This window comes from Gemmiger sp. (assembly GCF_036306485.1).
Classification (GTDB): Bacteria; Bacillota; Clostridia; order Oscillospirales; family Ruminococcaceae; genus Gemmiger.
The window spans coordinates 25,831-40,635 of record NZ_JAXJZK010000017.1 but is presented as its reverse complement, the minus strand read 5'-3'; the positions used below and the strand labels follow the sequence as shown (position 1 = coordinate 40,635).

The 14,805-nt window shown below is 57.2% G+C and carries 10 protein-coding genes and 1 tRNA gene; 9 read left to right on the top strand and 2 right to left on the bottom strand.

The window, feature by feature from the left end:
* Positions 1–83: 83 nt before the first annotated feature.
* Positions 84–158, top strand: a tRNA-Glu gene (locus U0L91_RS04435).
* Between the two features lie 342 nt (positions 159–500).
* Entirely contained in the window at positions 501–2,933 is a 2,433-nt protein-coding gene (locus tag U0L91_RS04430; protein WP_330045010.1) for a hypothetical protein, read from the top strand.
* 67 nt (positions 2,934–3,000) lie between these two features.
* On the opposite strand, the gene U0L91_RS04425 is transcribed toward U0L91_RS04430, so the two are convergent.
* A complete protein-coding gene (locus U0L91_RS04425; protein ID WP_330045009.1) occupies positions 3,001–3,840 on the bottom strand; it encodes a DegV family protein in 840 nt (279 codons plus the stop codon).
* 235 nt (positions 3,841–4,075) lie between these two features.
* On the opposite strand from U0L91_RS04425, the gene U0L91_RS04420 reads away from it, so the two are divergent.
* The 7 genes from U0L91_RS04420 (at position 4,076) to U0L91_RS04390 (ending at position 13,657) form a co-directional block, all read left to right on the top strand.
* Positions 4,076–5,074 (top strand): GDSL-type esterase/lipase family protein, encoded by a 999-nt coding sequence (locus U0L91_RS04420; RefSeq protein ID WP_330045008.1) that lies wholly within the window; start codon positions 4,076–4,078, stop codon positions 5,072–5,074.
* A gap of 313 nt (positions 5,075–5,387) precedes the next feature.
* On the top strand, positions 5,388–7,466 hold the full coding sequence (gene glgB / locus U0L91_RS04415; RefSeq protein ID WP_330045007.1) for a 1,4-alpha-glucan branching protein GlgB: 2,079 nt from the start codon (positions 5,388–5,390) through the stop codon (positions 7,464–7,466).
* Positions 7,467–7,524: 58 nt separating this feature from the next.
* Positions 7,525–8,748 (top strand): glucose-1-phosphate adenylyltransferase, encoded by a 1,224-nt coding sequence (locus tag U0L91_RS04410; RefSeq protein WP_330045006.1) that lies wholly within the window; start codon positions 7,525–7,527, stop codon positions 8,746–8,748.
* On the top strand, positions 8,742–9,866 hold the full coding sequence (gene glgD, locus U0L91_RS04405; protein ID WP_330045005.1) for a glucose-1-phosphate adenylyltransferase subunit GlgD: 1,125 nt from the start codon (positions 8,742–8,744) through the stop codon (positions 9,864–9,866). The genes U0L91_RS04410 and glgD overlap by 7 nt, the downstream gene beginning before the upstream one ends.
* A 152-nt stretch (positions 9,867–10,018) precedes the next feature.
* Positions 10,019–11,437, top strand: coding sequence for a glycogen synthase GlgA (glgA, locus tag U0L91_RS04400; protein ID WP_330045004.1), 1,419 nt, complete (start codon positions 10,019–10,021; stop codon positions 11,435–11,437).
* A gap of 190 nt (positions 11,438–11,627) precedes the next feature.
* The gene (locus tag U0L91_RS04395; protein WP_330045003.1) at positions 11,628–12,587 is read left to right on the top strand and encodes a serine hydrolase; all 960 of its coding nucleotides are present in this window, start codon (positions 11,628–11,630) and stop codon (positions 12,585–12,587) included.
* A gap of 26 nt (positions 12,588–12,613) precedes the next feature.
* The gene (locus U0L91_RS04390; protein ID WP_330045002.1) at positions 12,614–13,657 is read left to right on the top strand and encodes an acyltransferase family protein; all 1,044 of its coding nucleotides are present in this window, start codon (positions 12,614–12,616) and stop codon (positions 13,655–13,657) included.
* Between the two features lie 76 nt (positions 13,658–13,733).
* On the opposite strand, the gene leuB is transcribed toward U0L91_RS04390, so the two are convergent.
* Positions 13,734–14,804: a 3-isopropylmalate dehydrogenase gene (gene leuB, locus U0L91_RS04385; RefSeq protein ID WP_330045001.1), complete on the bottom strand. Its 1,071-nt coding sequence runs from the start codon at positions 14,802–14,804 to the stop codon at positions 13,734–13,736.
* Position 14,805: the final 1 nt, after the last annotated feature.

Sequence of the window (14,805 nt, the reverse complement as noted above, 5' to 3'; positions counted from 1 at the left end):
CACAGAAGTTAAGCTCACTCGTGCCGAAGATAGTTGGCTGGAAACGGCCTGTGAAAATAGGTAGATGCCGGCTTCTCTTTTATGGCCCGTTGGTCAAGCGGTTAAGACAGCGGCCTCTCACGCCGTTAACGTGGGTTCGATTCCCGCACGGGTCACCAACAAAAATCCGAACTTTCTCAGTCTGAGAGGTTCGGATTTTTGCTTTATAGAATCTTTTTGGCTGTTCAGTCTCCATGGATGTCCCAGCCAAATTTTAGCCGACAGCTTGTAAGAGCTGCCGGCTTTTTCTGTGCTGGGCTTGTATTCCTTACTCAGTCTGTTCCCGCTGTATGCCCTTTCGGCCGCCTGGAATGTTTTACGCTTTGTACGGCAAACGGCAAGAATGCGGGTTGTAATAAGGAATACTAATGCCGCGGTCGGGTATGTCACCATATCGACAAAGATTTGAAATCATAGTATAATACCCCCATAGACTGATGTTGTGAGTTGGGGGATTTTGTATGATGGCTGCTGCGCTGCTTCTGAACGCTGCCATATCCCTGGCGATTGCCATGGGCACTGCCAGGCTATCTCATCGGCAATTTACCAGCCGGGATGGGCTGGCCGGACCGGGTGTGGCGGCCCTCATCTGGATTTTTGCATTTCTGGCATTTGAGCAGCCGGGCCTGGCAGTGCAGTTTGACGGATTCCGGTTCCTCTCAATGACCGCCGCAACCACAACGGCCTGCCTGCTGACGGCTCTGTTCAGACTTCGCAGGATGCTCTTCCCGGCAAAGCTTTACCACCTTGGTACGGCAGTTCTGCTGGTCTTTGCAGCACTCTGGGCTGAAATATTCTTGTTCAATTCTTCATATTTTGTGACCCACAGTTATCAGCCGGTAGATCTGGCGGCGTATTGCGCGACACAAAACGTCCACTCCGGGACGCCGTATCAGCTGAACGAGGAACAGAATACCCTGACCTTTGAAGGAATTGACCAGCCGATCTACAATCTTCAGCTGGAGGGGCTAACCTTTCTGTATGACGGGGAGTATCCGCAGGACCAGAATCCGCTGATGATTCTGCAGATTTCCGGCACGGATGAAGCCAGCTCCGCTGCCCGTCAGAGCTGGCGGTGGGAGGTGGCCCAGCGCTCACCGCGCAGCCAGTACCGCACACTGCATTTTTCGGGAGCTGTTTCAACGCTCACCCTGCAAGCAGAAGGCTACCAAGGGGAGTATCGGCAATACCCGTTGACCTATACGGTTGATCGGATTGTGGCAAACACACCGCGTCCGATGGCGTTCTCCTGGGTTCGGATGCTGCTGTGCTGCATCCTGCTGTTGGCGGGCTGGACACTGCGCCCGGCAGGGTCAGCCTGGCGGGAGAGCTATCTGACACACAAAAGAAAATATCGCCCTGCGGTCATCACGGCAGTTCTGCTGCTGGGAATTGCCGCTACACTTGCTCCCTTCGCGGATGCAAGGAACTCCGGCATTGCCACTTCTTTTTATAATGTTGAAAACTGGGACGGTGTCAGTCGCATCACCTTTACCCAGCATATCAGCGACTGGCAGAACGACTCGGCGGCACAGTATGGGAGCTTGGCACACAGCCTGTTGAACGGCAGACTGGATCTGGAACGCGACCCTCCGGCATCTATGCTGGAAATGGAAAATCCCTACGATACGGCAGCCCGTGCGGAACAGGCACCGGATGCCCTGTGGGATGTTGCGTACTTTGAAGGTCGATACTATGTGTACTTCGGCATCGTGCCGTGTCTGTTGTTCCAGCTTCCCTTTGAGTGGCTGACCGGTGTTCCGGATCTGCCGCCCTCCATCGGCATGATTGTGATGGCCTGGCTGATGATCTTTGCCGCCTTCGGTTTGATGAACCAGGCCGTCCGGCGCTGGTTCCCAGGTGCTTCTGCGGCGGCGTATCTGCTGGCATCGACAGGTCTTGTGGCAGGAAGTCAGATTTACTATCTGCTGCTGCGTCCCTCCGTGTACGAGTACGCCATCCTGTGCGGTGCTTCCTTCGTCATGCTTGGGCTGTGGCAGTGGCTCTGTGCAGCCAATCTGCCGGACCGCAGCGGTGCACGCATCTGTCTGCACCTGGCATTGGGAAGCCTCTGTATGGCACTGGTGGCCGGCTGCCGTCCCCAGATGGAAGTATTCGCCGTCCTCTGCCTGCCGATTTTCTGGCCCCGGTATGTCAGGGAAAGGCGCCTGAAGCGTGCAGCAGGACGCAGGGAGCTGCTGGCTTTCGCCGTTCCGGTTCTCATCGTGGCGGCGGGCCTGATGGCCTACAATGCCGCACGGTTCGGGTCAGCGTTTGATTTTGGCGCCAACTACAACCTGACGAGCAACGATATGACCCGCCGCGGCTTCAGTGCGGGCCGGATTGCACCGGCTTTGTTTACATACTTTCTGTCACTCCCGGTGGTCCAGGCGGTGTTCCCTTATCTGAGCGGCAGCAAGATGCTGACCAATTATGTTGGTATGACCATCACCGAAATCGGATACGGCGGTGTTTTTGCGTCCCTTCCGGTGAGCTGGAGCCTGGCAGCTCTGCCGGTGGTCCGGGGCCGGTTGTCCCGTCGCAGAGACCTTCGGGCCATGATCATCCTCCCGTTCCTGCTGGCGGTGTTGCTGGCAGTTGTGGACTGCGAGATGGCCGGTGTACTGTATCGGTATCTGAGTGACTTTCTCGCGCCGCTGCTGTTTGCTGCAATGCTGCTGTGGCTGTGCGGAGAAACGGCACTGGCGGAGCATCGCGATGCCTTCGCCGGGATGCGGCGTCTGGAACGGGGATTCCGGGCGGCATTTTGTATGGTAGTCGGTGTGACGGCATGGTATACGGCCTGCGTTTATTTTGCGGCCGAACCCGGTCTGCTGGGGCAGAATCCCGCATTGTACCAGACGGTAAGCCGACTGGTGCAGTTCTGGCTTTAAGAAAAGAAAAAGCGGCGTTTTCCCGTTGGCTTCTGCCGGGGAAAACGCCGCTTTTGCGGTTCAATGATCAATAGGTGATGATGATGCCGAGGTCCTGAGCATAGAAACTGCACAAACCGCTGCAGGGGACAATGTCAACCTGCGCATCCGGCCACTTGGCATGGATGCCGTGCTCCAGCAGTTCGGCGGCATTGAGATTGTTGCACTGACTGATCAGCACCGGGCGCGTTCCGTCATAGCCGTCCTCATCCATCTGCTCCAGGATCTTTGCAAGAACGCGGCTTTCTCCTCGCGTCTTGAAGAAAAAGTCGATCTTGCCGTCCGCAGTGCGGCGTCCCAAAACACGCATGTTCAGGCGTCCGGCAATGAATCCGACGACCCGGTTCACACGGCCGGCCTTGGCAAGGTTGTCGAAACTGGCAAGGGCAAAGAGGATATGTCCGGCCTCGCACCATCTGGTAAGCTCTTCACAGATGGTCGCAAAGTCCTTGCCTTCGCCGATCAGGCGGTTGGCCAGAGCGGCTGCACCGGCCAGCGCTCCGGAGCAGCTTAGCGTATCCATGACGAAGATCTGCTTCTCGGGATGCTCTTCCAGAATCATCTCACGGGCGGCCATAGCGGCATTGTAACTGCCGGAAAGATTGTGACTGATCGTCAGTGCGATGGAGCAATCTGCCTGCAGAAAGTATTCGGCCCATTCTTCGGGACTGGGGCAGGCCGTGGAACTGGCGCCGTTGTAGTCCGTCATGGCCTGCAGCATATGGGCGGTGTTCAGTGTCGGAAGGTCCACATACTCGCGTTCACCGACGCGGATCTTGAAGGGAACCAGTGCGAACTGAACGCCGGGCGCAAGATGGGGGAGTTCGCGGATCTCACAAGAGGTATCGGAAACGATCATCCATGCCATAATCAGCCCTCCTGCTCCCGCCGACCGGCGGGGCATTTTTCATTTTCTTATGTACATTATATAGGGCGGCGGGAAACGCGTCAAGGGAAGCTGCCAAAATTCACCGGGAAACGTCACAGTTCATCTGCAAATTCCTTGTTAATTTTTTGCGCGATGTCTTGCGCCCTCTTGACGGAAAGAGGTATAATATCGATACATTGTTCTGCGTGATTTCAAATAAGGAGTACCCCGGTTCATGTCTGATTATTACCGCTACCGCAATCAAATAGAAAAGGAGCGTCGTCGTCGCCGCGCGGTGGTGGCGCTGCTGATCGTTCTGGTTCTGCTCTGTGCGGCGGCGGGCTATTTCTGGATGACCCGCCAGACCGACCAGAAACCGGAACCGATGACGCCCGAGACCGCGCTTCCGACCCCTGCCACCCAGGAATCGGCGGTTCCCCTGACGGAGGGAACGCAGCCGGCCGACCCGCAGCGTCTTCTGCCGGCCATCGACAACACCGTGTGGGATACTTCCACACCGGTGGAACAGACCATTGACTTTGATTATCTGAATACAGACGCCCGCATGGCCGCGCTGCCGGCACTGGGGGAGGTCGAACGCAGTCATTTTGACACCGTAACCTTCTTGGGAGACTCCATCACCGAAGGCATGGAATGCTACGCGACCGGCTACCAGAATGCCCAGATCCGCGCCTACCGCGGCGCCGGCCCGGACAGTGTCGTCAACAACGTGACGACGGAGGACAAGGTCCGCCATGTCAGCGAAGCCGTCTTTGATGCGACGGTGGCGACGCAGCCCGACGCGCTGTATATCCTGTTCGGCACCAACAGTATGGTGAACCAGAACAATGAGGACAAGTTCATTGCCTATTACGAGCGGATGATCGATATGTTCCACGAAAGTCTGCCCGGTGTTCCGATTTATGTCCAGTCCATTCCCGGCGTACAGGAATGGGTCAAGGACACCAAACCCGGACTGGATAATGACCGTATCCGGACGGTGAACAATCTGCTGGCCAACATGGCACTGCGCAAGGGCTGCTACTTTGTCAACATCGCCGAGGTGCTCAACTACCCCGACGGCAGCCAGATTGATGATTACGCGGTCACCGATGGCATCCATCTGCAGCCGTCCGCCTACACGGCCTGGTGCAATTATCTTGCCACCCATACCGCGTGGGATCGGCGCAACCAGTACGCGGGGACAAATCCGCTGTATATTCTCGGAACCTGAACAGAACACAGAAAGCTGCTGCACGGTTATGTGCGGCAGCTTTTTTCGATAATAAAATCATTTTTCGGCAAAACGACAAGGGCAGACCGTATTATATGGCTATTTTACACAAATCGACAGAATAGCTTACGAAAATTTTAGCGGTTTATTACAGAAAAACCTTGAAATTCCCTTTCAAAACAGGTAATATAGAAATAGCTAAAATTTGATCCGCCGAACTGTGTGTTTTTGGCAAATAATTTGGCGGATCGGATGATTCCGTACCGGAGAATGCGTTCGGCGATCCGGTCGTTACAAGAAGGGGAGATCAAAGGTGAAACAAACACAACCAACGGCCAAGCCGTCCGATTTGCCGGTGTATCTGTTCCATCAGGGCAATAACTATGAAGCTTACCGCTATTTCGGCTCGCATCTGTGCGAAGAAGACGGCGCATCCGGTGCGGTGTTCCGTGTCTGGGCACCGCATGCGAAGGCCGTCTCGGTGGTGGGCGATTTTAACAGTTGGGTACCGACCAGCCACCCGATGAAGACGGTGAGCCCGGGCATCTGGGAACTCTTCATTCCCGGCATCCAGCTTTATGATGTTTACAAATACTGCGTTACCACCCCGGCGGATGAACTGATCTACAAGGCGGACCCGTATGCGTTCCATGCCGAGACCCGTCCCTCCAACGGCAGCAAGGTGTACGACATTTCCAACTTTACCTGGCATGACGGTGCCTGGGAAGAAGCCCAGAAAAAGAAGGACGTGATCAACGGACCTGTCAGCATCTATGAAATGCATGCCGGCAGCTGGAAGATGAAGGAGGAAGGCGTTCCCTACAACTACGCCGAGCTGGCCGACCAGCTGATTCCTTACATCAAAGAGATGGGCTACACCCATGTGGAGTTGCTGCCCATCACCGAATATCCGTTTGACGGCAGCTGGGGCTACCAGGTCACCGGATATTTTGCTCCGACCAGCCGCTACGGTACGCCGCATGACTTCATGACCTTTGTGGACAAGATGCATGAAGCGGGCATCGGCGTGATCCTCGACTGGGTGCCGGCGCATTTCCCCAAAGATGCCTACGGCCTGTACATGTTTGACGGCGCTCCCTGCTACGAAGACCCCAACCCGCGCCGCGGTGAGCATAAGGAATGGGGCACGATGGTCTTCAACTTCGGTATGCCCGAAGTGGAGAGCTTCCTCGTCTCCAGTGCACTGTTCTGGATTGAGCAGTACCACGTTGACGGTCTGCGCGTCGATGCGGTGGCCAGTATGCTGTACCTGGACTACAACCGCCGCGACGGCGAGTGGGAACAGAACGTCAAGGGCGGCAAGGAAAACCTCGAAGCCATTGCGTTCCTGCAGAAATGCAACACCGCCGTTCTCGGCCGCCATCCCCACAAGATGATGATTGCGGAGGAATCCACGGCCTGGCCGCTCGTGACCAAGCCGGCAGCGGACGGCGGTCTGGGCTTCAACTTCAAGTGGAACATGGGCTGGATGAATGATATGCTCAGCTACATGAAGACCGACCCGCTGTTCCGTGCCGGCAATCACGGCAAGGTGACGTTCAGCTTCTTCTATGCTTTCAGCGAAAACTTTATCCTTCCCATCAGCCATGATGAGGTGGTGCACGGTAAGTGCAGCCTGATCAATAAGATGCCCGGCGACTATGAAGCCAAGTTCGCCAATCTGCGCACCTTCTACGGCTATATGATGGCGCATCCCGGCAAGAAACTGCTCTTCATGGGCCAGGAGTTCGGCCAGTTCATTGAATGGGATGAGAAAAAGCAGCTCGACTGGATGCTGCTCGGCTATGACAAGCATCATCAGCTCCAGACCTATGTGAAGGACCTGAACCATTTCTATCGTGAGAACGATGCCCTGTGGCAGGTCGACTACAGCTGGGAAGGCTTCCAGTGGATTGTGCCGGACGACAACAAACAGAGCGTCATCGCGTTCCTGCGGCGGGATGCCAAGGGCAAGATGATCCTGATCGTCTGCAATTTCAACCCCGTCCTGCGGGAAGGGTACGAGATGGGCGTTCCCAATCCCGGTACCTATAAAGAACTGATCAACTCGGATGATGTGAAATATGGCGGAACCGGTGTGACGAACGGCAGCCTGCGCAGCGTCAAGGGACCGATGCATGGCTTTGACCAGCATATCAAGGTAACGCTGCCCCCGCTGTCCACCCTCTACTTCAGCGTGCCGGCCGCCCGCAAGAAGGCGGAAAAACCTGCCGCTGCGGATGATGCAGCCCAGACAGCCGCCAAGACCAGCGCCCCCAAAAAGCGCGCCTGCAAGCCGCGTGCCAAGAGCACCGAAACCGAAAAGACCGCCGAGAAAAAGCCCCGCGCTGTCAAATCCACCAAGGCCAAAACACCAGAGACTGAAAAGTAACTGCGTGTGTTTAGGATAAACTCATGGCAAAACACCAATTTTTAAGGGGAGAATAATTATGGCTAAAGAAATGATCGCAATGATCCTGGCCGGCGGCCAAGGTTCGCGTCTTTATGCGCTGACCCAAAAGCTCGCCAAGCCTGCCGTGCCGTTCGGCGGAAAGTATCGTATCATCGACTTCCCGCTGTCCAACTGTGTGAATTCGGATATCGATACTGTGGGTATCCTGACCCAGTATCAGCCTCTGGTTCTGAATGAGTATATCGGCAATGGTCAGCCCTGGGACCTTGACCGTCTGCATGGCGGTGTGCATGTTCTGCCGCCGTATCAGCAGGCCTCCGGTTCGGACTGGTACAAAGGCACCGCGAACGCGATCTATCAGAATATTTCCTTCATTGATCGCTATGATCCTCAGTATGTGATCATCCTGTCCGGTGACCAGATCTGCAAGCAGGACTATGCCGACTTCCTCCGCTTCCATAAGGAGAAGAACGCCGAGTTCTCTGTGGCTGTCATGGAAGTGCCCTGGAGCGAAGCGTCCCGCTTCGGCCTGATGGTCACCGATGACACCGACCGCATCAATGAATTCCAGGAAAAGCCCAAAAATCCCAAGAGCAACCTGGCTTCGATGGGCATCTACATCTTCAACTGGGATGTCCTCAAGAGCTACCTGATCGCCGACGAAAACGATCCCGAGAGCGAGAACGACTTTGGCAAGAACGTCATTCCCGCGCTGCTGCGTGACAATCGTCGGATGTATGCTTACCGCTTCCAGGGTTACTGGAAGGACGTGGGAACCATCTCCAGCCTGTGGCAGGCCAACATGGAGGTCCTGGACCCCGCGCATTCCGGCATCAACCTGTTTGATGAGAACTGGAAGATCTACTCCCGTAACTCCGGCCGTCCCTGCCAGCGCATTGGTGCGGATGCCGATATCGTGAACTCGATGATTACCGAAGGCTGCCAGGTTGACGGCACGGTCAAGAACTCCATCCTCTTCCCGGGCGTTGTGGTCGAAAAGGGTGCCACCGTCGAAGCGGCTGTCGTCATGGGCGGCACCGTGATCAAGGCGGGCGCCAAAGTGGAGCACTGCATCGTGGCGGAGAACGTTAAGGTCGAGGAAGGCGCTACGGTTGGCAAGATGCCCGAAACCGGTCTGAACATTGCCGAACCCGGTGATGTCGCCACGGTCGGTTCCGGTGTGACCATCGGCAAAGGCGCAACTGTCGGCCCCAAGGCAATGGTATCCAATGATGTGAAGGATGGTGAGGAACAATGGTAAGCAGCAACGCGAATGCCCTCGGCGTGATTTTCGCCAACTCTTATGATAACCTTGTCCCCGAACTGGTGGCGGAGCGCACGATGGCCTCCATCCCGTTTGCGGGCCGGTATCGCATGATCGACTTTGTTTTGTCCAACATGGCCAACTCCGGCATCGACAACGTGTCGGTGATCGTCCGCAAGAACTATCATTCCCTGATGGATCATCTGGGCTCCGGCCGTGAATGGGACCTGACCCGCAAGCGCGGCGGCCTGAACATTGTGCCTCCCTTCGCAGAGCGCAGCGTCAAGCTGTACAGCGGCCGTGTGGATGCCCTGGCCAGCGTGCTTTCCTGGCTGCAGGCCCAGAAGGAACGCTATGTGATCCTTTCCGATACCAACATCGCGATGAACTTCGATTTCAACAAGCTCATCGAGGCGCATGTCTCCTCCGGTGCGGACGTGACCATGGTCTACAACCGTTCCGAGATCCCCGACGGCGCCCGCAACGATAACTACACCATCCGCATCGACAACGGCCGCGTGACCGAGCTGCTGTCCAACGATTATCGTCCCGGCATCCAGAATCTGTCTCTGAACCTGTACATCATCGAGCGGGAAAGCCTGATCCAGCTCATCCGGGATGCCGCCGTTCGCGGACTGGTCTACTTTGAGCGGGACATCCTCGCCCGCAACCTGAGCCTGCTGAATGTCCAGGCTTACGAGTATGAAGGCTATGCGGCCCGCATTGCCGACATGAAGAGCTATTTCGATGAGAATATGCGGCTTCTGCAGCCCGGCAACGTGGATAAGCTGTTTGATCCTTCCAATCCCATCTACACCAAGATCCGTGACGACAACCCGACGCGGTATCTCGAGGGCAGCAAGGTCAAGAACAGCCTGCTGGCCGACGGCTGCGCGATCGAAGGCATTGTGGAGAACAGCGTGCTGTTCCGCGGCTGCCAGATCAAGAAGGGCGCTGTGGTCCGCAACTGCGTGCTGATGCAGGATACCGTTGTGGAGGAGAACGCTACGGTCGAGTATGTTGTGACCGATAAGAACGTTCACATCACGGCGGGCAAGCAGCTCAGCGGCACGGATTCCTTCCCGGTGTTCGTCGCCAAGGGACATACGGTCTGAATCGCCTGAAACTATGCCGCCAACTCTCCCCGGCGGATGGTTTGTCGAAAGGGGCGGGAGAGCTGTATAGCGCTCCCGCCCCTTTTTCTTTTTGCAAAGCCCCGTGACGGGGCCGGGAAGCGGCTTGCCGCTGCCCCACGAAGGAGGTACACATGAGAATTCTTTATGCGTCCAGCGAAGCAGCGCCCTTTGCCAAGTCCGGCGGACTGGCCGATGTCGCGGGAGCTTTGCCCAAGGCGCTTGTGCACGACGGGATTGACTGCCGTGTCGTTATGCCGCTGTACGGCGATCTCAAATTCAAGGAAACCCTGACCTATGTCACGAACTTCAGCGTTCCGGTCGGCTGGCGCAGCCAGTACTGCGGCCTGTTCAAGGCGGAGCATGACGGCGTGACCTTCTACTTCATCGACAACGAATATTACTTCAAGCGCAGCGGCCTTTATGGCTTTTATGATGATGGCGAACGCTTTGCGTTCTTTGCCCGTGCCATTCTCGAGATGCTGTTCTACACCGATTTCGAGCCGGACATCATCAACTGCAACGACTGGCAGACCGCGCTGACGCCGGTATATCTGAATCTTTACTACCGTCATCTGGATAAGTTCAACCGCATCAAGACGGTTTTCACGATTCACAATATTGCCTACCAGGGCAAGTATGGCCTGGATATCCTGGAAGATACCTGCGGCATCGGTGCGCGCGACGCGCACATCGTGGAATATGACGGCTGCGCCAACTTCATGAAGGGCGCCATCGAGACGGCCGACAAGGTCACCACCGTCAGCCCCACCTATGCCCAGGAAATCCTCGATCCCTGGTTCAGCCATGGCCTGGATGCGCTGCTGCGTCAGAAGCAGTACAAACTCTGCGGCATCCTCAACGGCATTGATGTGGACGTCTTCAACCCGGCCACCGATCCCGACATCGCCCGCAATTACGATGTGAACACCGTGGCGGAAGGCAAGCCCGTCTGCAAAGCGGCCCTGCAGGATGAACTGGGCCTGAACAAGGACGGCAGCCCTGTCATGGCCATGGTGACCCGTCTGGTCGGTCATAAGGGTGTTGACCTGGTCCGCAGCATTGCGGAAGGCCTGCTGCAGCAGGGCATCGAGCTGGTGGTTCTCGGCTCCGGTGAAGCGCAGTACGAGAACTTCTTCAATGAGCTGGTTGCCCGCAATCCGGGCCGTGTCGGCGTGTATATCGGCTTCAATGCCAAGCTGGCCCAGCGCATCTATGCCGGCGCCGATATCTTCCTGATGCCGTCCCGTTCGGAACCCTGCGGCCTGGCCCAGATGGTTTCCTGCCGCTACGGCACGATCCCCGTTGTCCGCGAAACCGGCGGCCTGCGGGATTCCATCCGCGATTCCGGTGACGGTTTCGGCAACGGCTTTACCTTCGCCAACTACAACGCCCATGAACTGTATGAGGCCTGCTGGCGTGCCAAGGAAGGCTACTGGAACCATGACGGCTGGATGGTGTTGGTCAAGCGCGCGATGGAGTGCGACTTCAGCTGGTCTAACTCCGCCAAGAGCTATGAAGGCCTGTACAACGAAGTTGTCAATCTCTGGTAATATCCGCATCTGATTTTCGCCCCGCTGCAGAAAGCTTCAGCGGGGCATTTTTTGTAAAATTTGGGTGAGTTTTTGCGGATTTTGCTGCGGAGTGTCGAATCTTGTTGTATAATAAACCTGACAGGATGTGGAAAAAATACCGGAAAAGGGAGGTCGTCTTATGGGACGCGGCGGTGCGGGGATGCTTTGTATGCTGTCGGTACTGCTGCTGACCAGCTACACAACTTCGGCCCATTGGGCACAGCCGGCTGCCGAACAGACGGCGGCAGACGCCTCCTGCATCCTCACCGAGGAGGAACCAGCGTGGCTGACCGCACTGATGCCGACCCTGACGCCCCAGAGCACGCCGCAGCCCACCGCGACGCCGGTACCCAGAACGGTGGAAGATGCCGAGCTGGTTGCCCGCCTGGACGAACTCTGTGCCGCACAGCCGGGAGGATTTTCCGTCTACCTCAAGGACCTTGAGAATGGGTCTGTCTATCTTCACGCGGCTGATACGCTCTATTATCCCGCCAGTACCCTCAAGGCACCCTATGCGCTGTGGCTTTGCCGGATGGCCGATGACGGAACGCTGGACCTTGACGAAGAGCTGCCAAACCAGTTTGCAGGAATGTTGGCCGGAACGACGCTCGAAACATACGATGCGTTGCCGACCATCCCGGTCAGAGACCTTCTGCATGCCATGGTGACATACAGCGACAACAACGCCGTCACCATGCTCACGTCCCGTTGGCCTGCGGAAGAAAATTTTGAGTCCTTCCTGGCCGAGCTGGGATTCTCCGCACCGGAGACCTGCCTGATCACACCGGATACCGGCATCCTCGGTGCCATCAGCGCCCGGGACCTCGGCCTGGCCATGGAGGCGCTGTACGCCTATTTTGAGACGGACAGCGAAAATGCCGCCTGCCTGCAGCAGTGCTTCCTCGCAGCCGATCATGACATCCTCTATGTGCCCGAGGGTGTCTCCGCTGCCAAGAAATACGGAAGCTGGGATTACGCCTACCACGACGCGGCCATTGTCTATGCCGCGCATCCGTATCTTCTGGTCTGTATGACCGATCAGGGGGATGAAGAGGTGGATTTCCCGGCACAACCCACCGCCGCCATGCAGACGCTGGGCCAGATTGTCTATGACTGGCTGAACGGATGAGTCTGCCTCAGGAAAGGAGTTCCGCTTTGCCCAACACACCCAACACGGCCCGCCGGGGATACATCGACGCCATGAAAGGCCTGGGTATCTTCTGCGTGGTCATCGGCCATTTTATCGAATACAACCGCGGCACGGCGCCCGCCATCAATGCCTTGTTCACCTGCATTTACCTGTTCCATATGGCGCTATTCTGCACCGCCAGCGGACTGGTGGCAAAGTTCAGTCTTCGCAAGCTGATCGGGCAGCAGCTGTGGCTCTACCTGATCAGCCAGGCAGGCATCCTAGCCTTCCGGGTTGTTGCTCTGAAGGAAAATCTCGCAGAGCAGGGAGGAGCGTGGTTCAACCTGATGATGCCCTGGCGGCATATGTGGTACCTGTATGCCCTGATTTTCTGGTCTCTGACCGTGCCGCTGCTGCATCTGCTGACCAGGTTCCTCAAAGGCCCGGGACGCTGGCTCGGGTTCGCCGCGGCCGTGGCGCTGGGCCTGGCCGGCGGACTGGTGGAATGGCCGTTCAGCCTCGGACGTGTGTTTTCTTTTTACCCGTTCTTCGCCTTTGGCGTCCTGTTTGCCGCCCCGCTGGATCAGTGGCAGAAAAAGCATCATCCTGCGAACTGGGTTCTGGTGGCGGCTGCGGCTGGTATTTACGGCAGCATTGCCTGGCGAATCCTGACGGCGCCGGAACCCTTCTATGAGGGAGCCCGGATCTTCCAGACGGATTCCTATGCGGTCGGCGGCTATACCGTCGGGGACCGGGCCCTGTTCTACCTGATCGGGTTCCTTTCCACGTTGGCCATCTGCTATCTGGCAGGGCGCAGCAAGGCGCTGGCCTCCCTGGGGCGGCGGACACTTCCGGTCTATATTCTGCATATGCCGCTTTATGCGCTGCTGGTCCAGCTGGGATGCTACGAAGCCGCAGGCCAGCGCGGTCTGGCAGCAGCCGTGACCTGGCTGGTGTTCATCATCCCGGCGGTGGTCAGCCTCTGTGCCTCCGCTCCGGTCAATGCAGCGGTGAACGCCGTGGCCAACCTGTGGTATAAAACTCTGCCCGGACTTGTCCGGCGCTCCTGACCTTACAAAGAAAAAGGACGCTTCCCGAACCGGAAAACGGCGGGAAACGTCCTTTTTTTGTGGCGAACTTTGTTGATTACAGATGTGCGAGGATGGCATCACCCATGGCGGAGCACCCGACGCAGGTGCAGCCTTCCGCCATCATGTCGGCGGTGCGCAGCCCTTCGTCCAGAACCGCGTTCACCGCGGCCTCCACGGTGTCCGCTTCCTCGGCCATGCCGAAGCTGTACCGCAGCATCATCGCAGCGGACAAAATGCAGGCGATGGGATTGATCTGGTCCTTGCCGGCAATGTCGGGGGCAGAACCGTGGATCGGTTCATACAGACCGCAGGAAGTCGCGCCCAGGCTGGAGGAGGGCACCATGCCGATGCTGCCGGTGATTTCGCTGGCTTCATCGCTCAGGATGTCACCGAACATGTTTTCGGTGACGATCACATCAAACTGGCTGGGATTCTTGCAGATCTGCATGGCACAGTTGTCCACGAACATCTCATTGTATTCGACATCGGGATACTCTGCCTGCAGCCGGTGCATCACGGCCCGCCACAGACGGCTGGTGTCCAGCACATTGGCCTTGTCCACACAGGTCAGTTTGTGACGGCGCTTTCTGGCGGTCTCAAAACCAATCCGGCCGATCCGCTCGATCTCATGCTCAGAGTAGGGCATCGTGTCGATGGCGACCTTCTCGCCGTTTTCTTCCACGGTCTTGTGCTCGCCGAAATAAACACCGCCGATCAGTTCACGCACGACGATGAAATCAATGCCCTTGTCCACGATCTCTTTTTTGAGAGGGGAGGCGTCCGCCAGCTGGGGCCAGATCTTGGCCGGACGGTTGTTGGCGTACAGCCCCATGCCGGCACGCAGCCGCAAAAGCCCTTTTTCGGGCCGCTTCTCGCCGGCCAGGCCTTCCCATTTGGGACCGCCCACCGCGCCCAGCAGCACCGAATCCGAAGCCAGACATTTGTCCAGCTCGCTCTGCGGCAGGGGATCACCGAACTTGTCGATGGCCTCGCCGCCCATGTAGGCGCGCGTGTAGGTGAAGGTGTGCCCGTATTTCTCGGCAATCTTGTCCAGGACCCGGACCGCCTGGGTGACAATCTCGGGACTGGCGCAGTCGCCGTAAATCAGCGCGATTGTTTTCTGCATC